Annotated in this window: 25 protein-coding genes and 1 riboswitch; of the genes, 7 read left to right on the forward strand and 18 right to left on the reverse strand. The window is 42.3% G+C overall.

Annotated elements, in window-relative coordinates; genetic code table 11:
* Nucleotides 1–405: 405 nt before the first annotated feature.
* From SATMO3_RS19725 to SATMO3_RS19735, 3 genes are all read right to left on the reverse strand, one after another.
* Nucleotides 406–1266 (reverse strand): lysophospholipid acyltransferase family protein, encoded by an 861-nt coding sequence (locus tag SATMO3_RS19725; protein WP_371371442.1) that lies wholly within the window; start codon nt 1264–1266, stop codon nt 406–408.
* A gap of 941 nt (nt 1267–2207) precedes the next feature.
* Nucleotides 2208–2429 (reverse strand): hypothetical protein, encoded by a 222-nt coding sequence (locus SATMO3_RS19730; protein WP_371371443.1) that lies wholly within the window; start codon nt 2427–2429, stop codon nt 2208–2210.
* Between the two features lie 412 nt (nt 2430–2841).
* The gene (locus tag SATMO3_RS19735) at nt 2842–3057 is read right to left on the reverse strand and encodes a hypothetical protein (protein ID WP_371371444.1); all 216 of its coding nucleotides are present in this window, start codon (nt 3055–3057) and stop codon (nt 2842–2844) included.
* Nucleotides 3058–3120: 63 nt separating this feature from the next.
* Between SATMO3_RS19735 and SATMO3_RS19740 the strand changes: the two genes are divergently transcribed.
* From SATMO3_RS19740 to SATMO3_RS19750, 3 genes are all read left to right on the forward strand, one after another.
* Nucleotides 3121–3294: an ImmA/IrrE family metallo-endopeptidase gene (locus tag SATMO3_RS19740; protein WP_371371445.1), complete on the forward strand. Its 174-nt coding sequence runs from the start codon at nt 3121–3123 to the stop codon at nt 3292–3294.
* Nucleotides 3295–3647: 353 nt separating this feature from the next.
* Complete coding sequence (locus tag SATMO3_RS19745; RefSeq protein ID WP_371371446.1) at nt 3648–4142, forward strand: hypothetical protein; 495 nt, start codon at nt 3648–3650, stop codon at nt 4140–4142.
* A 271-nt stretch (nt 4143–4413) separates the two neighbouring features.
* Nucleotides 4414–4962 (forward strand): flavodoxin family protein, encoded by a 549-nt coding sequence (locus tag SATMO3_RS19750; protein ID WP_371371447.1) that lies wholly within the window; start codon nt 4414–4416, stop codon nt 4960–4962.
* A 229-nt stretch (nt 4963–5191) separates the two neighbouring features.
* Here SATMO3_RS19750 and SATMO3_RS19755 read toward each other — a convergent pair whose 3' ends face one another.
* Nucleotides 5192–6082, reverse strand: a complete 891-nt coding sequence (locus SATMO3_RS19755; RefSeq protein ID WP_371371448.1) for a DMT family transporter — start codon at nt 6080–6082, stop codon at nt 5192–5194.
* Nucleotides 6083–6415: 333 nt separating this feature from the next.
* Between SATMO3_RS19755 and SATMO3_RS19760 the strand changes: the two genes are divergently transcribed.
* The 3 genes from SATMO3_RS19760 to SATMO3_RS19770 all read left to right on the forward strand — a co-directional run bounded on the left by SATMO3_RS19760 (nt 6416) and on the right by SATMO3_RS19770 (nt 7877).
* On the forward strand, nt 6416–6601 hold the full coding sequence (locus tag SATMO3_RS19760) for a LysR family transcriptional regulator (RefSeq protein WP_371371449.1): 186 nt from the start codon (nt 6416–6418) through the stop codon (nt 6599–6601).
* Nucleotides 6602–6652: 51 nt separating this feature from the next.
* The gene (locus tag SATMO3_RS19765; RefSeq protein ID WP_371371450.1) at nt 6653–7288 is read left to right on the forward strand and encodes a LysR family transcriptional regulator substrate-binding protein; all 636 of its coding nucleotides are present in this window, start codon (nt 6653–6655) and stop codon (nt 7286–7288) included.
* Between the two features lie 406 nt (nt 7289–7694).
* On the forward strand, nt 7695–7877 hold the full coding sequence (locus SATMO3_RS19770; protein WP_371371451.1) for a hypothetical protein: 183 nt from the start codon (nt 7695–7697) through the stop codon (nt 7875–7877).
* Between the two features lie 405 nt (nt 7878–8282).
* Here SATMO3_RS19770 and SATMO3_RS19775 read toward each other — a convergent pair whose 3' ends face one another.
* On the reverse strand, nt 8283–8606 hold the full coding sequence (locus SATMO3_RS19775) for a hypothetical protein (protein ID WP_371371452.1): 324 nt from the start codon (nt 8604–8606) through the stop codon (nt 8283–8285).
* A gap of 535 nt (nt 8607–9141) precedes the next feature.
* Here SATMO3_RS19775 and SATMO3_RS19780 point away from each other — a divergent pair.
* A complete protein-coding gene (locus SATMO3_RS19780) occupies nt 9142–10719 on the forward strand; it encodes a recombinase family protein (RefSeq protein ID WP_371371453.1) in 1578 nt (525 codons plus the stop codon).
* On the opposite strand, the gene SATMO3_RS19785 is transcribed toward SATMO3_RS19780, so the two are convergent.
* From SATMO3_RS19785 to SATMO3_RS19845, 13 genes are all read right to left on the reverse strand, one after another.
* Nucleotides 10685–11194, reverse strand: a complete 510-nt coding sequence (locus tag SATMO3_RS19785) for a sigma-70 family RNA polymerase sigma factor (RefSeq protein ID WP_371371454.1) — start codon at nt 11192–11194, stop codon at nt 10685–10687. The two genes, SATMO3_RS19780 and SATMO3_RS19785, sit on opposite strands and share 35 nt — an antisense overlap.
* Before the next feature lie 427 nt (nt 11195–11621).
* Complete coding sequence (yyaC, locus tag SATMO3_RS19790) at nt 11622–12215, reverse strand: spore protease YyaC (protein ID WP_371371455.1); 594 nt, start codon at nt 12213–12215, stop codon at nt 11622–11624.
* A 71-nt stretch (nt 12216–12286) separates the two neighbouring features.
* Nucleotides 12287–12856: an HD domain-containing protein gene (locus SATMO3_RS19795; protein WP_371371456.1), complete on the reverse strand. Its 570-nt coding sequence runs from the start codon at nt 12854–12856 to the stop codon at nt 12287–12289.
* Between the two features lie 67 nt (nt 12857–12923).
* The gene (locus tag SATMO3_RS19800) at nt 12924–13769 is read right to left on the reverse strand and encodes a metal ABC transporter permease (RefSeq protein WP_371371457.1); all 846 of its coding nucleotides are present in this window, start codon (nt 13767–13769) and stop codon (nt 12924–12926) included.
* Nucleotides 13770–13791: 22 nt separating this feature from the next.
* On the reverse strand, nt 13792–14508 hold the full coding sequence (locus SATMO3_RS19805) for a metal ABC transporter ATP-binding protein (RefSeq protein ID WP_371371458.1): 717 nt from the start codon (nt 14506–14508) through the stop codon (nt 13792–13794).
* 9 nt (nt 14509–14517) lie between these two features.
* Nucleotides 14518–14964, reverse strand: coding sequence for a Fur family transcriptional regulator (locus SATMO3_RS19810; protein ID WP_371371459.1), 447 nt, complete (start codon nt 14962–14964; stop codon nt 14518–14520).
* A gap of 27 nt (nt 14965–14991) precedes the next feature.
* Nucleotides 14992–15975: a metal ABC transporter solute-binding protein, Zn/Mn family gene (locus tag SATMO3_RS19815; RefSeq protein WP_371371460.1), complete on the reverse strand. Its 984-nt coding sequence runs from the start codon at nt 15973–15975 to the stop codon at nt 14992–14994.
* A 153-nt stretch (nt 15976–16128) separates the two neighbouring features.
* Complete coding sequence (locus tag SATMO3_RS19820) at nt 16129–17859, reverse strand: ABC transporter ATP-binding protein (protein WP_371371461.1); 1731 nt, start codon at nt 17857–17859, stop codon at nt 16129–16131.
* A gap of 148 nt (nt 17860–18007) precedes the next feature.
* Entirely contained in the window at nt 18008–18676 is a 669-nt protein-coding gene (locus tag SATMO3_RS19825; RefSeq protein WP_371371462.1) for an NlpC/P60 family protein, read from the reverse strand.
* A 3-nt stretch (nt 18677–18679) separates the two neighbouring features.
* Nucleotides 18680–18816: riboswitch (cyclic di-AMP (ydaO/yuaA leader) on the reverse strand.
* Between the two features lie 90 nt (nt 18817–18906).
* Nucleotides 18907–19866, reverse strand: coding sequence for a glycosyltransferase family 2 protein (locus SATMO3_RS19830; protein ID WP_371371463.1), 960 nt, complete (start codon nt 19864–19866; stop codon nt 18907–18909).
* 207 nt (nt 19867–20073) lie between these two features.
* Nucleotides 20074–20427 (reverse strand): chorismate mutase, encoded by a 354-nt coding sequence (aroH, locus tag SATMO3_RS19835; RefSeq protein ID WP_371371464.1) that lies wholly within the window; start codon nt 20425–20427, stop codon nt 20074–20076.
* 200 nt (nt 20428–20627) lie between these two features.
* Complete coding sequence (locus tag SATMO3_RS19840; RefSeq protein ID WP_371371465.1) at nt 20628–20939, reverse strand: hypothetical protein; 312 nt, start codon at nt 20937–20939, stop codon at nt 20628–20630.
* Nucleotides 20940–20964: 25 nt separating this feature from the next.
* Nucleotides 20965–21447: a HyaD/HybD family hydrogenase maturation endopeptidase gene (locus SATMO3_RS19845; RefSeq protein ID WP_371371466.1), complete on the reverse strand. Its 483-nt coding sequence runs from the start codon at nt 21445–21447 to the stop codon at nt 20965–20967.
* Nucleotides 21448–21637 lie beyond the last annotated feature (190 nt).

Consider the following 21637-nt stretch of genomic DNA (forward strand, 5'->3'; position numbering starts at 1 on the left):
AGAGGAGTGTGTACTTATTCTGAAGAACAATTTGATTATATTTACCTGATGTTAGAATTACCTTAAAAAATAAAACCGCTCGGGTAAGCGGTTAGATCATCATTATTTGCCTAGCATTTTAACAGTAATCCACTTATAAAATATTTCTCCACATCTACTACAAACACACATATTCCATCCCGCCACGACTCCAGTACCAGTGGTATGGGCGTGGCCACCGCATTCATGCCTAAATATCATCATTAACCTCCGAATATTTCTTAAGGTTTAATATTCAAGTTTAATACACTATTCCCCTTTATTTATGTAATGAAAAACCGCACCCCGGCGGATGCGGTACTACCCCAGTTGCTACTGGGGTTCTTGCTTTGAATTCTCTGCATGTGCTGTCATAATACCTCATTTCTATATTAAGGATCTCCAGCGGTCATGAATCCAGAACCATTCGTGGGGTTGTTTGCGGATATGGCCTTCAAGGATGCGAGAAAGACCTTGCATGGTTTCTTCTATGCATATATGGTTATCCTTAGTTCTATCTACAGTTAGTGGTGGATAAATGTATAAATCATAGGTTCCGTCAGATGCTTCTGTAATAAAAGCTGGGACAATAGGGGAGTTATTTATTCTTGCCAAAACAGCTGCGCCAGGAGGGGTTGAGGTCTTACGCCCTAGGAAATCTACCCAAACCCCGTTTGGTAACACATCATGATCAAATAGAATGAGTGGAATCTGATTTTTACCTAAAGCCCTCACTATGGCACGAACTTCTGTCGTATAAAGTATTTCGCCGCCAGCCATGGTACGATACTCACATAAGAAGCGCTCAAAACCACTGTTTTGCTGTTGCTTTCTTGCTACGGCAACCATTGGATAGCCGTAAAATGCTAAGCCAGTTCCAAGCAGCTCCCAATTGCCGTAATGTCCGGTAGCCATAACAACGCCATTACCAAGAGTAAGAGCGTTATCTATATTCTCGGCACCATGAATTCTCATAAATTGGTTGATGTTATGCTTGGAAAGCAGAGGATAGCGTAACATGTCAGTAAACATTTTACCGAACCGGGAGACACTTTTTTGGGCAACTTTCCTTGCTTCTTGTTCAGACATGTTTAACGTTACACTAATGTTTTTCGTGGCAATGTTCTTTCTTTTTCGGGAAAGAAAAATCCAAAACAGATTTCCCAATGCGTGAGAAATATAGCGCTGAGTTGAATAAGAGAGTTGGCGAAAAATCCAGCCGATGCACTTTACTAATTTATAAGTCATGATATAGCCTTCGATTCCAGTCAAGAGTATCAAACAGAGTTGTAAGGAGAGAAAACTCTTCTGACTTTATTAGTTTATATCCTAATTTTTATAAATTAATTAAATAAAACATAAACTCGTGTATAGTGACATAAAGATTTCTTAGTTAAGTGCTAATAATGGCGTAAGAAACACTCGATCTGTGTAGCCGGGCATGATTCTCGAACTTCTTTATTATAATTTACTAATGTTAGAATTACCTTTAAAAACGGAAACTGCCCCCCCGGAGGATGCGGCCTAATATAAGAAATATAAAATAAAATTACTTAATTCATCTAGAATACTATCCAGACAAATTAAGTAATCATAGAAAGCCACGCGGTAACAGCTTGCAGACAAGCTGGTCAACAATAAATTGATCACTATAACGATAGTCCTGAAGGGAAGAAATATGAAATTGATCATAGAGAATTCCTCCGGACTGAAAACGAACAATCCCATAACATATTTCGACCCTTGGACTAACGTAAGTCATTGGGAACTAAAAGCAATAGCCAAATATAAGCTTTTGTTATATATAGTAAAATAAATTAAAAAGCCGCCCCTCCCTCGGCCATAAGTGGCTGAGAGACGGACTTGAATTACCTTCTGAGCAATACTAATGTTATGTTATTCCATCTGAGTCTAAATTACTTCTATGTTTACGAGATAAACTATCAGTCCATATACTATTACAGAAGTAGCTACGCCAAATAAAAAGCCAATACCAAAAGTAATCCAGAACATCAGATTCTCATTACAATTATTTTTTAAACTATCATACATAGTGTTTATTAGAATAAACTATAATTTTCCAAAATAAAAAAGCCGCCCACCAGGACGAACCCGGCAGGTGGCTGCAGTCATGGTAGCTGATTATGCTACGGAATCACTTCAAAGCTGATGATTTTGTCATAGGCCAGTTACTCTTTGCTACTCGTCATTTTGTTCAGTACATAGACCGAAATACCTGTTCCGACCGCGCGAGTGAACCAGGCCGCTATCTCAGCCTCGCCCCTGGCTTTATCCTCATCTGGAGCCGTCCAAGCAATAATGTCGCTGTTATGGGCCTTATATTTATCTTCCGGCTCCATGTCGTGAGCAGCTTTAATGCAGTTAACCGGGGCCCTACCATACTCAATCATTTTCTACCCCTCCCAAATCGCTAACTCAACCTTAGCTCGTTTCAGCCCCCTCTAATCCGCAGGTTCTTTATACTTAAGACTATCCAAGTAAACTATTGGGGATAACTAATCTAATAGACAACTATTAGGAGGTTATCCCATGGATATCTATGTAATTTTTACTTTGCTTGTGTCTATTTTTATTGCAATCACTATGATATTTCTTTACCAACTATCACGCGACGATTGATGGGCTAAAACAGTATCTCTTCATCAGGAAACACATCTTTGCCGAAGTAATCAAGACTTTCGGCTGCCCCTCAGTATTTGTCGTCTGTTTCCGTTCAAAAAACTCAAAATAGCATCTCCTAAGCCGCAGTTGTGCTGTACTTTTTAGCTTATCATCTCGCTTGTCCATCTACTCACTAGCCGATTACTCGGCTTTAAGAGCAAACAACCGTTTTTGTAGAATCTTAGTAAGGTCAACACCTAAATTCATTTTTTGTCGTTCTTCTACCGAAAGTAAATTCCAGGCGACCCAAGCTGCAATGGTTAGTCTCTTATGTATCTCAGCTTTTTGCTCTTCGGTCCTAAAAGCTATGTATGTTTCCCCTTCTCTTCCCGGAAGATTGAGCTTCACCATCTCCACACCATCACCTCGGTTATGTATATGCCGGCGCTTGGTGTGGACGGCCCTTGAAATTTTGCCGGCATGCTATGGAATGATGATGGCCGTTTTATAATTGTTGTTAATCCTGATCTTCCGAAAGCCCGAAGGTTGTTTACTGTTGCTCACGAGTTGGGACACTTTTTAATGCACAGGTTTTATCAGCCCACATTCTTTTGTACCCGCTTAAAAGGACAAGTTGACCAGAAGGAACGCTAAGCAAATGTATTTGCCGCTGAACTGATAATGCCAATTGATGAAATTAGATGGTATGCCAAAATGGGTTTTAGTATAAGAAGCACTGCTCGTTGTATGGGAGTATCGGCGGAAGCGTTGCGGTACAGGATTAAGGATTTGAAGCAACGGCAAGCTTCGAAAGTAGAGACATAATATAACGCGTTTTTATTGTGCGTATTCTATAAAAATTCAACATTATATATTACGTTAAATCGACATTATTTTATGTAACGCTAATATACAATTGTCGATATACAAATAATTTATTAATAATTCTATTTAATTATGTCTTTTGGGCAAAGCTCGACAAACATACATTTAAGGAGTGCCTCACTATGAAAATAAGAATACTAATTTTAGCTGTTATATTACTTTTGTCATTGCAGATTAATTGCATTGCTTCAGACCGTTACCAGTGGATACTATCAACTGATGAAAATAATTTTTGGCTAGATACTGAAACAATAAAATTTTCAAGGGATTCACTCAACAATAACGTGAATAAAGACATTGCTGATTTTTGGATAAAAATCACCTATACCGATGATGGTTTATATACCAAAATTGAATCACGAAAAAATTCCAATCTGTCTACTGTCGGCTATGAAAATCTTGGCTTTACAATAAATCATTCTTTACTTAATGCTAAATCAAAAAAGTTAGCTCTTTTAGCATACATAGATTACGACAATAAGGGCAAAGTCCTTTCTAGTAAAAGTTGGTCACCTGAATGGTTTGATATAACTCCTGGAAGTGCGGGAGAAGAGATTGACCGATCTGTTAGTAATTTTATAATAAATAATTTTACTACAATCTTTTCTAGAAGCTAATTTTCAAGTACGTTTTATAAAGAAAGTTTGTAAGCCTAGTATATGGGAAATAAATCTAGATAAAGATTGGAGGATTACGATGAAAGGATGTTATTCTATGCGGAATCAACAAATACCCCAATATTTAAGCTCTTCGAGTTAGCCGAAAATGCAGAAAAGAAATATGGTGTAAAAAACCTTGCTGACCTACTCTAAGCAGACTGTCTAATATATAACTAAAGAGAATTTATCTGCCATGTTTACATTTGATTTTTAGGAGGAAATTGCGATCATGAAGAAATTAGTCGCTTTTATTGGAAGTCCAAGAAAAAATGGCAACACAGCGACCCTAGTTGACGAAGTCACTCGGGGAGCTCTAGATGCTGGTACGCAAACAACTCTTTTTAATCTGTATGATATGAATATTAAACCCTGCCAGGGATGCCTTGTCTGTCGTAAAACTGGTCACTGTATCATGCAAGACGATTTCCAAAACCTCTTTAAACATATTATCGAAGCTGATGTTGTGGTTTTCGGCTCACCTATATACGTTTGGCAGATTACCGGTCAAATGAAACTGCTATGGGATAGACTCTGCGGATTGTTTGATGAAAATTTCAAGCTTAGGTATGCCTCTAAAAGTGCAATCATGGTATATTCCCAGGGAAACCCAAATCAGGATGCTTTTAAGGCATCCTTTCAAAGCAATGAGGCAGTGCTTAAAATGCTTGGCCTAAATGTTGTTGAGACCATTTTAGTAACGGCCGGCAACGACCCCAGAGCCGCAGCAAATAATAAAGATCTTTTATTAAGAGCGTATGAGGCCGGAAAAGCCGTTTAGTTGATATATAATAAGCAACAAACCTTAATCATATTGTGTTTATGTGAAAACCTTGCAGGCTTCAATCGTGATTTTTCTATTAACAGCAAAACACAGTTCTGTCGGACAAGCTGTGTTTTGCTGTATACGTCAAATTTATTACAAAGGAGAACTAACAGCAACTGACCATGAGTTTCAGGCGCCAGTTTATCTTGGAAGATATGCTACAATTGAATTCTTCAATTAAACTTCAAGTAGAATTTTTACTCCCATCAAGCCCCTTCCTCTCTCCGCCAGCTTCACCTATCCACGTGGAGCCCAATAGCAAGACCGCGCCGATCAGTTGCTGCAATGTCATCCTCTCTCCTACGACCAGAGCTGAAATCAATAATGAGGTTAGGGGATCGATATAACTCAATACGGCGATGCTTTGGCCTTGTAGTCCTTTCATTCCGGAAAAGAATAGATAAAATCCAATCCCGCCATGAAGGATACCTAGCACGAACATCAATACAACCGTGTCGCCGGTGATAGATAAGAAATTGAAGCCACCCATGAACAGCACAAATGGGAGCAGCATCGCCACCGACAAGCCAAGCTGCAAAAGAGTATTTGTCAACCCGTCCAGGTCCCGAATAAACTTGTTGACCAGCGTCAAAACGGCATAGAAACCCGCTGCGACGAGTCCGTAGCCAATGCCTAGCAGATGATGACCGTTTGTTTCCATCCTGCCGTTTTGCAAAATGAAGACCAGGCCGAGCAAAGCAATGCCGACACATACCGCCTTTTTGAGCGACAGCTTTTCTTTCAAAACGAAGGGTGAGAGCATAATAACCAGAACAGGCGCAAAATAATAGCTCAATGCCGCATTTGCAATCGTTGTTTCTTTGTACGCCTGAAACAGAAAGATCCAGTTGCCACTCAACGCCGCGCTCGCGATGAACAGAGCAGCGGCGTTCTTTTTCACCTTCCGCCACGATACTTTCTGCTTCCTCCACACGAAGACGCCAAGCAGCAACAGGCCACCAATCAAGCTCAAGAACAGCGCAATTTCACTGGAAGACAAGTTGATATATTTAGCAAACACGCCAACTGCGCCGAAGATGATCATCGACAAGATAAAATAAATTTTTTCCTTCACTCGTTATTCCCGCTTTCTACTAATATGATGGTGAGACTAAGGAGATAGTCTGCCCTTACATACAGTAGAATCTATGGAAGGACCAGCAAAATTCATGTAGTTACCTTGACAGTAGATTCTACTGTTGTGGTACTACTGGCGGTGAAATAAAATTATACATCTGTTTCCCTCCTTCATAGACTAATAAATTCATTTTGGACAGCACAAGCCAAGCAGTCAAAGGAATTTATTAGTTTTACTGCGTTATAGTGTATCATTCTATTTATCATTACAAAAGCGAATATTTTTCATGGAAATAATGACAAAACCAGATAGTTGGAGATGAACATTGGCATGGATATGAATATCCAGAAATATTTAGCATTAGTTAAAACAGTAGAGTACGGAAGCTTTACAAAAGCTGCTGAAGCATTGAACTATTCACAATCGGGCGTCAGCCGTATGATTAACGATTTAGAAGCAGACTGGAAGATTTCTCTCCTTGAGCGTGGACGCTCCGGCGTACGTCTGAGTTCCTAAGGTCTTAAACTGCTTCCATATGCAAAAAGTGTATGTAATGAATATCAGAAATTGCAAACACAAATTGATGAATTACACGGACTCCAATCAGGGTTAATTCGGGTTGGAACATTTTCAAGCGTAGCTACCCATTGGCTTCCAAATATAATCAAAGCATTCAAAAAAAAATATCCGAACATCGACTATGAACTTTTGCTTGGCGACTATACGGAAATTGAAAACTGGATTTTGGAAGGGCGCGTGGATTGCGGTTTTCTTAGGCTTCCCACACACCTTAAACTGGAAACAATCTTTTTGGAGCAAGACAAGCTGCTTGTGGTCCTGCCGGAAAATCACCCACTGGCCGATTGTAATCAGTTTCCCGTCGAAGCATTGGGCGAAGACCCATTTATGCTCTTGGAAAAAGGCGCCAAGGCTGAAATATCGGAAATATTGGAGCGATATAATATTACACCAAAGGTACAGTTTACGACATGGGATGATTATGCCATCATGTCGATGGTGGAAAGTGGTTTGGGTATCAGCATTTTACCGGAGCTTATTTTGAAGCGTATTCCTTACCGAATTATTGTGAGAGAACTAGAAGTACCTGCCTACCGCAAGATAGGCCTTGCAATGAAAGATACGGAATCCGCATCGCTCGCAGTCAAGCGATTTTTAGATTATCTGCAATACAGAAACGTTTGAGAAAAAATTTATCTAAGAACAAGATTATGAAAGGCTCAAAACCAGAATCAGTGCTTGACGAAATAATCCATACGGCTTGTTGAGCTTGAATTCATTAAAAATACTGCTGACATTAGAGAAATAGCTTCTCTTTTGCAACAAAAGTCAAGTAAAGAAGGTAACCCCGCACAGACGGGGGTTAATATCCTCAGCGGCCTATGGTGGCATGCAGCGCCAACTTAGGTAACAATGCAAAATTTATGTGCCGCATATATCGTGAAGTTTGATTTTGCGGGTACCGCCGCCAGTTAATATCTGTTATAATAAAGAAGAAGTTCACTTTTCGTACTCATACCTTTATTGCAGCAAAAAACACAGCACTGTATAGACAGGCTGTGTTTTTTAATTCCATAAGGAGCGATAATAGATGGATTGGACTACACAATATTGCAATGACCCTACGCATGATTTTGATTTGGTAATTGAAATCTTGTATAAAGATGAAAATGTCGCTATGATTCGGTATAGAGACGAACTGGAGCTTATCTGGTTTGCTAATAACGGAATTGTTTATGAGGGCAAGAAGAGACTTAATACCGGTAAACACTGAGACTTGATCATATAGCAATATTAAGGGGGGCTTATATGGAGTGGCTGGCATTAAGCATTCCGATATTAGCTGCAGCCTGGGTTTATAGTGACGCGAAATCCTGCGGCAGCTCGTCACCAAAGCTCTGGGCAATCGGGGTTTTCGGACTGTTAATTATATTTCTGCCTTTATATTTCATTATGCGTCCAAGTAAAAAGTCCCGAGTAGTTAAGCTATGTCCATACTGCGGAAAATATTATAAAGGCATACCTACATTTTGCCCCAATTGCGGAAAACACTTACAGGGTATTAAATAAATGGAGGTTCAGTATGACCAAGCGTCTTACCGCTATCATTTTTACCTTAGTTTTAATTCTATAGGCCTTAGCGGCCGCCATTTAGCTTAGGCGGCAATACCGCCTATATTCATATGTATTTCTGAAAAAAGCAATAGTTTGTCCAATACTCAATTTTTTCTACAATTACTTTAGTGTTTCTATCCTTAAAATATTCCAGTGGTTTTTCCCAATTATAGTTCTTTATTAGTAATAATTGAAATGAACCTTTTTCATCTCCGTACCATCCCAAATCAATGATGAGATTGTATTTATTATTGGTAAGTTGTAATAAATCCTCAATAAAATAACTCACAAAAGAAACACAACTATCAGGTTCACACTGAAAAAAGTTATTATGTTCAACTGTCCAACCGCTATTTATTCTTAGCGGTTGAAGTTTATACTCTTCCATAAACTTCTCCTGTTCACTACTATTTTCTTAGATCATTTTATCAAATTCCAGCTCATTACCATTAAACACATTCAAATCTACAAACTCACTAATACCATTTACTCTGCCACGATTATTGTATTGCCAAAAAATTCAATAACGATGATTTCTTCGATCGATTACGCTTATTTCTTATTTTGATAAAGACTAGCAATAACCCAAAGCAAATATAAGTATTATTACCCACTCATGATGTTGCTCAAGCCACTCAATCATTTAGAAAATCACCTTTATAAAATATATTCTACTATTACTTTCTATTGCCCCCTCAGTAATCCTTTATCTGGTAATTAAATAATGTACCTTTGACCAGAATGTTGTTTGGCATTAGTCTAATATCAGGAAATATTCGTATATGTCAGCCCTCCTCTATCCCCAAGTCAGTATCGACGACCAAGCAGAAGGGCCATAGAAGCTCAAATCCAATTCGGTATCAAATACTGCCTTTTTTAGTTCTTGGCTTTGTTATATACTACACCTATAGAGGTGATTTCCATTGAGGCAGAGACATACACGACAGGATTTAGAACCAGCCACTTTCTACCTGCGCAAATCCCGTGAGGACCGGGAGGCGGAAGCCCGCGGTGAAGGTGAAACACTGGCCAAACATAAAAGAGATTTATTCCGGCTAGCCAAAGAATACAATGTAAATATTCCCCATGTCTTTGAAGAAGTTGTTTCTGGTGAAAGCGTAATTCACCGACCGGAAATGATGCAGCTCCTCAAAGAAGTGGCCGAAGGAAAATGGCGTTCTGTATTCTGCATCGAGGTTGACCGGCTAGGTCGTGGCGACATGGAAGATCAGGGTTTAATACTAAAGACATTTAAGAATGCTAAGACTTTAATCGTAACCCCTCGGAAAATATACGACTTGAATGATGAATTCGACGAAGAATACACCGAGTTTGAAGCCTTTATGGCGCGGAAAGAATTGAAGATTATTACCCGGCGTTTGCAAAGCGGCAGAATACGTTCTGTTGAAGACGGCAATTATATTGGCACAAGACCGCCATATGGATATCAGATTGAGAAAACAGGCCGCTATAGGCTATTGGTCCCCCACCCCGAACAAGCTCCTACAGTAAAGCTAATTTTCCAGCTATACACGCATACCGATCTCAATGTCAGAATGGGCTCCGGTAAGATTGCTGCAGAGCTGAATTGTCTTGGCAAACCTACATATACCGGGAAGCCGTGGGAAGCATCTACCGTTTTGAATATCCTTAAGAATGAGGTATATATTGGCCGCCTTCAATGGAAAAAGAAAGAGCAAAAGAAATCAGCGGATCCCGATAAAAGAAGAGATACAAAAATGCGCCCTCGCGACGAATGGATTGATGTTGAAGGCAAGCATGAGCCACTTGTATCGAAAGATGTTTTTGCCAAGGCGCAATCCATATTAAAGGGGAAATATCATGTCCCCTATCAAATTGTAAATGGTATCACCAACCCGCTGGCCGGCCTGGTTAAGTGTGATATATGTGGCGGTTCCATGGTATACCGGCCTTATAAGCATCAGCAATACCCTCATATCATATGTTACAATCCGCAATGTTCAAATAAGAGCAGCCGCTTTGAATACGTGGAAAGCAGAATAATTGACGGCCTGGAATATTGGCTGGACGAGTACCGGGCAGAGTGGGGAAAAACAAAGCCCGTTGAAGAGAAGGATAATGTTGTCAGTTTAAAGAGAAAAATACTGCAGAACCTAAATAAGGAACTGAAGGAACTTGGGCAACAAAAAGAACGCCTCCATGATTTTCTGGAAAGGCGCATCTATGATGAAACCACTTATTTAGAACGATCGCAGAAACTTTCTGAAAGGCTAGCAGACACGGAAAAAGCAATTGCTGAAGCCGAAACTGCTATAAAACAAGAAACCAAACGGGAAAAGGCCAGGAAGGATATTATCCCTAAAGTAGAAAAGGTCCTTGCCGTCTATAGTAAGACCAAGGACCCTGCCGTGAAGAATCAATTATTAAAATCGGTATTGGAATACGCCACCTACCGGAAAGAAAAGCATCAAAAGGGCGATAATTTTACAATCGTATTACACCCCATTTCCCCCAGATGATTCGCGGACTCATGGCCAAAAACAGATAAGCACTTAGCGTTAATTCATTCCCCTCCTTATCAACGCCAATAGGATCGTACAAACTAACCTCGCTGCGAATACGCCGTGTACTTCTCAAGTGCATAAGTATCTCATTTTCAATGCACCTGGCAGCGTAAGTGGCCAATCGGATCTTTTTGGCAGTATCGAAGGTGTTGATGGCTTTAATCAGACCGATTGTGCCGATAGAAATCAAATCATCCACATCTTCGCCGGTGTTGTCAAACTTTTTAACAATGTGTGCTACCAATCTTAGATTACGTTCAATTAATACATTGCGCGCATTTTCATCGCCGCCCTTTAACCGCTCTAAATAAATGTGTTCATCTTTTTCCGAGAGAGGCAAAGGAAACGTATTATTCGCAATGTAAGAAACAAGCAGGGTGATGCCTTTTATTACTGAAGCTGCCAATACCGCAAGAAACGAAAGAGCCATTCAGTCATTCACCCCCAAAAAATCTGTCGGTTAAATTGTATGGAGGAGACAAACTGAATGTGCCTGGCAGAAAAATATTTATTTTTTATGCCTTGCACAGGTAAGGCATGTAGCATATAATCCAGTTAGAGACGGAAGGTAATGCAGGGGGCATAAAGATATGGAACATTATATCGCCGATATAGGCATCTTTTTTGCCAGTGCGCTGGTAATATTGTATATGATGTGGGACAGACTCTTCCCTGAAGAGTAGGCATCGTTGAAAAGCAAAGGCGATATTACTGTGGATCTGGCTTTCTAAGCTTTACTCCTCAGTAATATCGCCTTTTTTGCTGTTAGAAAGTATAACTTTCCGCCTGGATGGTAGGCAACATCGGCTTCCACCTTCGCTAATGGCTCGGTTGACGCCGTATTTTCTTTATTTTGGTTACTTAGCGACTGACTGTGTGCAGGCGAGCATGGCTTTAACAATTATCGTATTAATAGCCTCGGCAAGCACTTCACTGATTGCTTTACTCAACTTCATCACTTTGGATAGCGGGGTGCTTTGTAGATCAAGGTAGCCTATCTGGCTCTGGGCATTTACTACGCCAATAATGGAAATGTCGCCGACAGTAGGCAACCTGTTGCCTACTGCTATACCCGCAGCCAATCCCCCCTGCCAGACTTCAATGTTACCAATTTCATGGGTCTTGCCCAGACAGGCATCGATGGCAATAATGAGCGGGTGGTGATAACGATGATTGATAATGTTTAAGGTTTCTACAAAATTACCGGCATGTACCGGATGCTCAAGTGTGCCATAAATATGGCATTCTGTGTTTTCCTCCAGGTATGTCCCGATTAACGGGCCCAATGAATCGCCGGTATAGCGGTCCGAACCAATGCACAAAGCCACTATCGGTCTTAAGGTTACCCCCTCCTGACGCTTTAGGAGCATCATCAGATGGTCGTACATTTTCTCCCGGATATCGGTGTCATGCAGATTAACGGTTAGCTTATTCAGAACATCTTTTACCATTCTCTCTCTCCTCTTAGCTGTCCTCACCTAATCTGTATGCACTTTCTATCAGGTTTATGTTCAATATTATTTTAACCGACTAACGGTAATTCCTGATATTCGGGCCGGTCAGCAGCCTGGGCTAGAGCTTGCGTAACAAATTCAATATGTTCTTTTAGATCCACATTCATAGCTGCAGCGCTGGTAGTTATTGTTTCACGGTTTACCGCCCGGGCAAACGCTTTATCTTTCATTTTTTTCATAATCGACTTTAATTCTAAATTATTTAAACTCTTGTCAGGACGCACTAATGCACAGGCAATAATAAAGCCTGTCAGTTCATCAACAGCCAACAGTGTTTTTTGAAGTAATGTCCGTTCTTTTGACCAATCCCGGGCATGCGCTTCCACATCTGTGGCAAACTGGCTGTCATAACCTGCTGCGGTAAGAATATCCCTGGCATGATTAGGATGATCATCGGGATACTTTTCAAAGTCAACATCGTGGAGCAAGCCTACAGCGCCCCAGTACTCAATATCCTCGCCAAATTTGGCGGCATAAGCTCGCATAGCAATCTCCACTGCTTGGCAGTGTTTTAGCAAAACTTCACTTTGTACATGCTGGCGTAAAAGCTGCCAAGCTTGTTGTCTGTTGTAGTTCATGGTCAGCCTCCTAGGTGTGTATAGTATATAACCTTCATTATATCAAAGCAGCCTTTTGTATGACAAGTTAAGCACAATTTTTCACCTGACCGACATGCCGTTTTAATAATTGGCTTTGGCGAAAAGCGGCAGCTAGAACATACAAAAGTATAGCCGTGAGAATAATAGAACCACCGGGAGCTATATCCAAATAAAAAGCCGCTGTTAAACCGCATATAACTGAAAAAAGAGCCAGCATCACGGCCCACCCCGCCGTAGCTTTAAAGCCTTTGCCTAATTGTTCGGCAGCTGCTACCGGCACAATCATTAACGCACTCACCATCAATATGCCGACTACCATCATGCCGGTAACAACAGTGACAGCAGTAAGTATACTTAATGTCATGTTTACTGTATCTGTACGAATACCAGCTACTTTGGCCACGTCTTCATCAAAGGCGACCAACGCGAGTTTATTAAAATTACCGAGCACAAAGATCAATACAACAGCGCTGCATCCGGCAATCACCAGCACATCCTGCCAGGTCACCGTAAGAATGCTGCCAAATAGAAAGCCAAGCAAGCTGGCACTCGGTATCCGGGTGATCGTGCTAAATATAATAGCCAGTGAGATTCCGGAATAGAAAAATATCGCCAGTGCCGTATCAGCCATTTGGGCACGCCGGCGGCGAACACGTTCGATGCCAATAGCACCGGCAATAGTCAAAATAAAAGCGCCTGCTGCCGGATATATACCAGACAGATAACCTCCTGTCACCCCGGCAAAAGCAATGTGTCCCAGGCCGTCGCCGATTAGCGATTGCCGGCGTACTACCACAAACAAACCTAATAGCGGGCAAATAACTGCGGTTATAAATCCCGCCAAAAATGCCCGCTGCATGAAATCATATTGGAATACTTCCATAATTGGCATGTGCCATCCTCCTATCCGAATACTAGGAAAAATACCATAAATGCCGCATAGTAGCATGGCTGGAACGAAACTGTTCATTATCGCCATAAAAACAGAGACTGCGGTTAATGCATGCTACCTTTGTAGCATATTGTGTTGCGGTTTCGATATCGTGAGATATCATAACTATAGTAATTCCCAGGGTTTTATTAAGTTGGCTCAACAGCTTATATATTCTTTCACTGGCAGCATAGTCTATCCCGCTGGTAGGCTCATCCAACAGCAATAATGACGGGTTTGCCGCCAAAGCGCGCGCTACCATTACCCGCTGTTGCTGACCGCCTGACAATTCGCCGATGCGCCGGTGCCTTAGTTTCTCGGCATCCACCAATTCCAGCATATGTTTGACGATATGTCGTGCACCTTTATCGCTAGGCAATTTTGGCCTGTTGGCAAGGCCCATGGCAACAATTTCTTCTACGGTCGCCGGAAACGCTGCGGTATTCTGGGCATAATACTGCGGCACATAACCAATAATTCCCTGCTTGGCGGCCATATGTACTTTTTGATTGCCAATAAGCACTTGTCCGGAGACTGGCTCGATAAGTCCGGCCATTATCTTAATCAGGGTGCTTTTGCCCGCGCCGTTTGGCCCTACAACAACCAGAAATTCTCCCTTATCAACAATCAGGGAGATATTACGCAAAACAATATCCAAATTATAGCCAAACGTAATATTATTCAATAAAATCTCTGTCATTTTTTCTCCTCAGGAGGCATTACAGCAGCGACATAATCCGAATAACTCCAGGTTATGTCGCACTAATTCATAGCCATGTTTTTTTAACATAATAACAAGCTCTGGATCTATCGGACAATAGTCAATACACTGGGTTTGACCGCATTTAACACATACGATATGGTGGTGATGGCTGGTATAAACCAGTTCATAGCGAACACTCTCTTTCCCCAGGGCGTTAATCGGAATGAGCGCTCCCAGATCAACGAGTACATGCAGATTGCGATACACCGTGTCTAAGCTTATATCTTTATATTGTACTTTTAGTTTCTCCCATATTTCGAAGGCAGTTAAGGCTTTACTCGCCTCGACCAGGTTTTCAACCATAGCCTGCCGTTGAGCAGTTATCCGGTAGCCCTTATCTTTCAGACGGCTTAATACGCCGTCGGCATTTATAGCAGTAGTGTCAGCCGCCACGTTTCTTCTCCCTCCTTGGATATTAACTCATTGTCCAAGAGCCAGCTTTAAATTGACCAGATTATCACGCATCAGCAGAAGATAGTTTTTGCCTTGCTGTATCTCAGTTGGTGTTAAAGCGTCTATCGGATGTAACACAAGCACTTTTGCACCGGCTTCTCTGGCAAGTGTCTCGGCAACTTTCGGGCTGACAATAGTTTCAGAAAATATGTAACCCACTTGCTTTTCCCTGCACAAATTAATGATGTCAGCCATCTTCTCCGGCGTTGGCTCGGCATCAGGCGATAACCCCATTATCGCTACCTGTTCCAGATGATAACGGGCGGCCAGATAGCCAAAGGCTGCATGGCTGGTAATAATTGTCCGCTGCTTTACATTTTGTAAACCAGCTTGATATTCTTCGTGAAGCTTTTGCAATTCCCCGTTATATTTGGCAGCATTAGCACGATAATAGTCAGCATTAGCTGCATCAGCCGCCGCCAATGCCTCAGCAATATTTAACACTTCTTTTTGTGCAAGCACAGGATCCAGCCAAACATGCGGATCTAGCTCCTGCTTCTCAGGCTGTTCTTTATGTTTGTTCGCATGCCCATGTTTTGCTTCTTCACCATCATGTTCATGCTCATGAGCTGAACCTTCTATCAATTGAATATTCTTGCTCACTTCTATGGCAGTTGTACTGCCAAGCACGTCTTTTGCCGTTACTTTGTCAAGCCAATGCTCGAAATTAGCGCCATGATAGAAAAATAGTTTGGCGTTTTTAACCTGAATCAAGTCCTTGGCCGAGGGCTCCCATTCATGTGGTTCGGCTCCGGCTGGAACCAGCAAAGATACATCCACTTTTTCTCCACCGACCTGCCGAACAAAATCGTATACAGGGTAGACACTTGCCAATACTTTGAGTTTAGGCTGAGACAAGCTATCGCTGGGGGTTGCTGATTTCTTGCCGCAACCACCTGCAAAAATAATACTAATTATTACTACTATAACACAAATTAATTTCGTTTTCATAGTCAATCCTCCTGCTTAATAGGAATATTCCTATTAAAATAGTAACAGGTGCTGTCACTGTTGTCAACATATAGCAATTTAAACAAGAATATTCTTATCAACCAAAAAAAAATAAAGCGACAGCTTCTGCCGCTAAAAATTATTCCCCTATTTTTATTCCTGTATACGCAGCGTTACCTCACCTAACTGGACTGCCTTGGCATAAGCCCCGCCCTTATCCATAAGTTCCAAATGAGTACCGGTTTCCACAACCCGTCCTGCCGCCAAATAAAGTACTCGGTCAGAGGCAACGATTGTTGACATGCGATGAGTAATAATAAATGTCGTACGTCCGACCCCAGCTTGCCGGATGGCGGACATTACCTGTTTTTCAGTATGAGCATCCAGCGCTGCTGTTGGCTCATCCAATAGTAAAATAGCAGGTTCTGTTATAATGGCCCGTGCAATTGCAATTCTCTGCCGCTGGCCGCCGGACAAATTACCACCCATTTCCCCGACCATTGTGTTGTAGCCCTGCGGCAATTCCATAATAAAATCATGAGCATTTGCCAAACGGGCTGCCTGTTCAATCTGACTCACAGTTGCACCGGGCCGTCCATAACGAATATTTTCCAATATAGAGGTATTAAACAAAATAGGCTCCTGCTGGATAAAACCAATGTGTTTACGAAGTTCGCTAATCTTAAGTTCTTTTATATTAACGCCGTCTAAACAGACACTGCCTTGATCCGGGTCATAAAACCGTAGCAGCAGATTTGCGAAAGAGGACTTGCCAGCTCCGCTTGGCCCGACAATAGCAATAATTTCTCCCGGTTGCGCCAGAATGTTAACATCGTGCAAGACAGGCTTATCCTGCCTGTAAGCAAATGACACCTTCTGAAACTCTACTAATCCCCGGGCAACAGGAATTTCCCTGTAACCATCAACAACTGTGGGTGTTTGTTCATTAAGCAACCGGTTTATACGTTCCCAGGCTACCCCGCCCAGCTTAAGATAGGTTAAAGCCTGACTTATTTTGCGGATAGGCATGGGAACATTGATAATGTAAACAAGAAAAGCAAACATTCCGCCAATGCTCAAATCGCCGTTGATTACTTCCCTTCCCCCGTACCACACAATAATTGTGAGGCCGATAGCTGCGAGAAACTCAACTAAAGGTACCAGAATGGCGCCAAGCCGCTGTACCTTAATCAAGTCATCGGCAGCCTGTTGATTCTTATCACTGAATTTTTGGTATTCATAATCTTCCCGTACGTAACTCTGGACAATCATGACTGAAACCAATGATTGCTGTATAATCGAAGTCACCTTGGCTAAAGTATGTTCAACCAGAGCCCCCAGCCTGCCGATTCTACTATTGAAATAGCTGATAGCAACAATAATAAAAGGCAGTGTAGCAAAAGTAACCATAGCCAACTCCCAGTCAAAATATATCATAATAGCCATAATCGCCAGGAGGTTAAGTGACTCGACAATAACATCCGGTATACCCACAGTAACAGCCTGCTGAATAAACAAGAGATCATTAGTAAACAGTGAAATAAGGTCACCGGAAGGAGTTCTCATAAAATATGCATAATCTAACGACTGCAGCTTACCAAACATCTCTTGCCGGAGTTTAGCCAGCATTTTATTGCCGGATTTAGCCATTGTATATCCATAGAAATAAGAAAACAATCCCCGGATAAGATACAGTACGACTATCCCAGCAGTAATAAAGTGCAAAAAGACAATATTACCACCGGCCAGAGCATCGTCAATCAACAATTTTACCACAAGAGGGGCCGCCAAACCGGCTGCACTGGCGATTATAAAGCAAACTACCGCGGTTAAAGCAAGCAGCCAATATGGCACTATAAATTTGCGCCAGTAAAAAGTAAACATAAATTATCTCCACTAAACATGCTTTGCTTGACTACTTATTATGTGTCAAATTTCTCTATGCAACACCTGTGATAACAAAAAACTCCAAAACCGCGCAATCTCGGTAAATAAAAATGGGAAGGCCGACAACGCCTTCCCGTTTGTTTGTTTACATCACCCGGCGGGCGCCGACGTAGCGCGGACCCCAGTAACTGCTGTTCATACTGGTAATAGCAACACCGCTGCTGGACGTAGCGCTGATAAACTTATCATCACCAATGTAGATGCCGCTATGTGATGCTCCTGACGCATATGTGCTGAAAAACACTAAATCGCCAGGCTGAAGACGGCTGTAAGATACAGGCCGCCCGACTTCAAACTGTTCGTCGGCCGTTCGCGGTAAATAAATGCCACTTTGGGCAAAAACATAGCGAGTAAAGCCAGAACAGTCGAACCCACTTGGACTTGTCCCGCCAAATACATAGGGTACACCTGTGTACCGAAGCGAAGTCTGAATGACCCTGCGCACTGAAGCAGTGGAGGAATCACGGCTGGCGGGAATATCCCGTCCCATGAGCGCAAGGTACGTCTGTGCTCCGATTACGCCATCCGCTTCAAGACCCCGAGACTTTTGGAAAGCCTTGACCGCATTCACCGTTAAGTTACCAAAGTCACCATCTGCAGAACCAGCATTAAAACCAAGATTGTTTAGCTGAGTTTGAATGGCAGCAACTTCAGGTCCTTGATCACCGACTTCAAATGTACCGGCTGCGTGGACAAGAGTAGTGGTCCCAAAAAAGAGACAAAAAGCAACAACAAGCCCAAAAAACTTTTGCAACAGGACTCTCCTCTCACCTGCCTCCGAGGTTAGCTGACGGGTTAGGGTTGCAGGCACCCTACTTGATTAGTCCAGCTAATCAAGTTTCACCCCATAGATTGGTTCCCCCGTACCTGAGCTGGATTCGGCTTTCTACAGCGCTCAATATATTCTATTCGGTCAAAAGTTTAAAATTCCTGCCCAAAGTCGCGTTTTTTTTACAATTATTAGGCCAATATCTTGGAAAAAGTTCACTCATGCTCCTTTTCCCGCCGCTGACCGAGTTCAGCCCGCAGCCAGTAGAGCGGCCGCTGTTTTACCTCCTCAAATATCCGCCCGACATACTCGCCGATAATGCCTATTCCCGCTAATTGCACTCCACCCAGGAGAAGAATGCTGGCAGTAATAGTCGCCCAGCCGGGAACTGCTTCTTCCGTAAAAATTTTGATATATACAACATGCAGTGTCAGGATAATACTGCTAAAACCTAAAGCAATCCCGATATAAAAAGCAAACCTGAGCGGAGTTTTAGAATACGCGGTAATACCATCCAGCGCAAAGTGAAGCATCTTTTTCAGTGAAAACTTTGATTGTCCGGCAAAACGTTTAGGTGCTACAAATTCAATATAGGTCTGCCGGTAACCAATGGCGCTGATCATGCCTCTGATAAATCTGGCCCGTTCCCGGAAACGGCGGAAGCTGGCAACTACCTGTTTATCCATTAACCGGAAATCGGACCCTCCCTCTGTAATCCGAACATTGGATACGGCGTTCATCAGTTTATAGAACATACCTGATGTAAAGCTTTTAAACCAGGATACTCCCTCTGTATTGATCCTCACCGTTTGCACAACCTGGAACCCTTCCTGCCATTTGGCAAGCAGCTGCGGCAACATCTCAGGCGGATGCTGCATATCGCCATCCATGGTAATTACAGCATCTCCGTTTGCACAGTCCAGTCCGCATGTCAAGGCTATCTGATGTCCAAAATTTCGGGCCATAATCAGCGCCCGTACCCGCGGATCAGCATACGCCAGACGCTCCAAAATAAGCGGGGTCGCGTCTTTTGAACCATCGTCAACAAAAACTATTTCAAAGTCGTAGGGCTCCGGCTCCATATATTTAATGACTTCCCGGTAAAAATTTTCAATGTTATCCTGCTCGTTAAATACAGGAACAACAATAGAAATCAACGGTTTATGTAACTGCATACCATTTTCAGCCTCCCTGTCACCACTCTATTATACATCGCCGTTTTATGATTGCAATTACCAATTCGGCATAAATAAACAAAAACTTGTCTGCCATAGTTAACTACCCGGCGGCGAACTTTGTAATCCTAGCATTTGCATCCGCCGGCAAAATTAATAGCCTGCTTTGCACAAAGGCGAAGCAGGCTTCTCACGCTTCGTAGTAATTTAAATATCCTGGCGGAGGCATACGGCATCATGCAGATATATATGCCGTATATTTTTTTGACTTATCTCTGTATTCCAGAGAATCAGTACCCGAATGCATAGCGGTAGCGCATCAGGGCATTCTATCTCCTGCGTGCCGAATAGCGGCACTTCCGTCCAGCCAAGTCTTCTGGCACCGGCAGCCGGAAAAGCCGCGGTAAGATCAGGGGTAGAACTAAATATTGCTGCGCCAATGTCTTCTATAGACATTTTGTTTTCCTGAATAATTGCCGCAAGAAGTTCCGCGACGCGTTCATAGATTTCCTCACGATTGTTTGCTGTTACAGTTGTCGCACCACGAACACCACGCAGCATAATTAACCACTCCTAGACAGAAATTTGCAAAGTCGCTATTAAGATATCCAAGCAAGATTTATTGGCTGGTGTTAGCATAAACGCCCGTGACAGAATGCTTTTACACCCTGATTAGAGAAAAATCTTTACTGGAGCCCTCATAGTATACAGTATACGCGAAAAAAATCTTTTTTCCTGCAAGCAGTGTAAGTTTGTTCTTTTTATCGATTGACTGGTTTATTACAGTGGCAGGAGTCACATAAATGGCATCGCCACCACCCACACTCGGGACAAACCGTATTCGACTGGCTCAGCTCAACATATTGCCCTTGTTCATATTCATTCCAACAAAAAACAGCGCCTGCCACCTTCCGCAGTTTAACAGCCCGGGTATCTACCCATAGTTTTTGCTCAAATACGGTTATCAAAAGCTCGTGGCGCGCTTTCTCCCGGTCATACCTGTAGTCTTCAGCCGGAAAGACTTCAGGCTCTTCGTTCAAAGTCAGAATGACATATAAAACATGGTAGTTCACAACCCCACCTCCCGCTTTCTAATAACTATGAAGGTGTCAGGCTCTTTATACCCCATGAATCCAGCACCGCAAGCGTCTTATTTATTACATGCTCAACACAAGGCCCTATCGTCTCGCTCAATTCCAAACCGACATCAATAACTGCCGGCTGTACACCTAAGACCGCAAGTTCTTTTACCGGCTGCTCCAATAATTCCAGCGCCGCCAATACGTCCTGAATCCCCAATTCATGCATGGATACTTTATGTTTAAAATAAGCCTTGACTTCTTCATTAACAAACTGATAAACGTCGCCTGGCGATCCCCCGCCGTTGACGGCGTCAAGAATAAGCAGGCAGTCTGCCCCCTTGATAAACCGCATCAACTCCATACCCAATGTTCCGCCATCCAGAATCTGTACATTATCGGGGAAAGTGTAGCGCCGGGTAAGCTCTTCAACTACCCGGACGCCAAACCCCTCATCTTGCATAAGTATATTACCGATGCCTAAAATCACAATCTTTGTCATAGTAAACTCCATCCCTAAGAAATCTTCTAAAAGTTCAACCTTCTAACATTAAGTTCAACAGGCTGTGTGCGTCAGACACAACACCAAGGGTAACCATACAGCAACAATTTATCCAATGACTAACCCCGCTCTAACACTCCCAATTTCACAAGTGGAAGTTATACCTCTACGGGCACAGACGAGCGGCTAA

It is taken from the genome of Sporomusa aerivorans (assembly GCF_041428895.1).
GTDB lineage: Bacteria > Bacillota > Negativicutes > Sporomusales > Sporomusaceae > Sporomusa > Sporomusa aerivorans.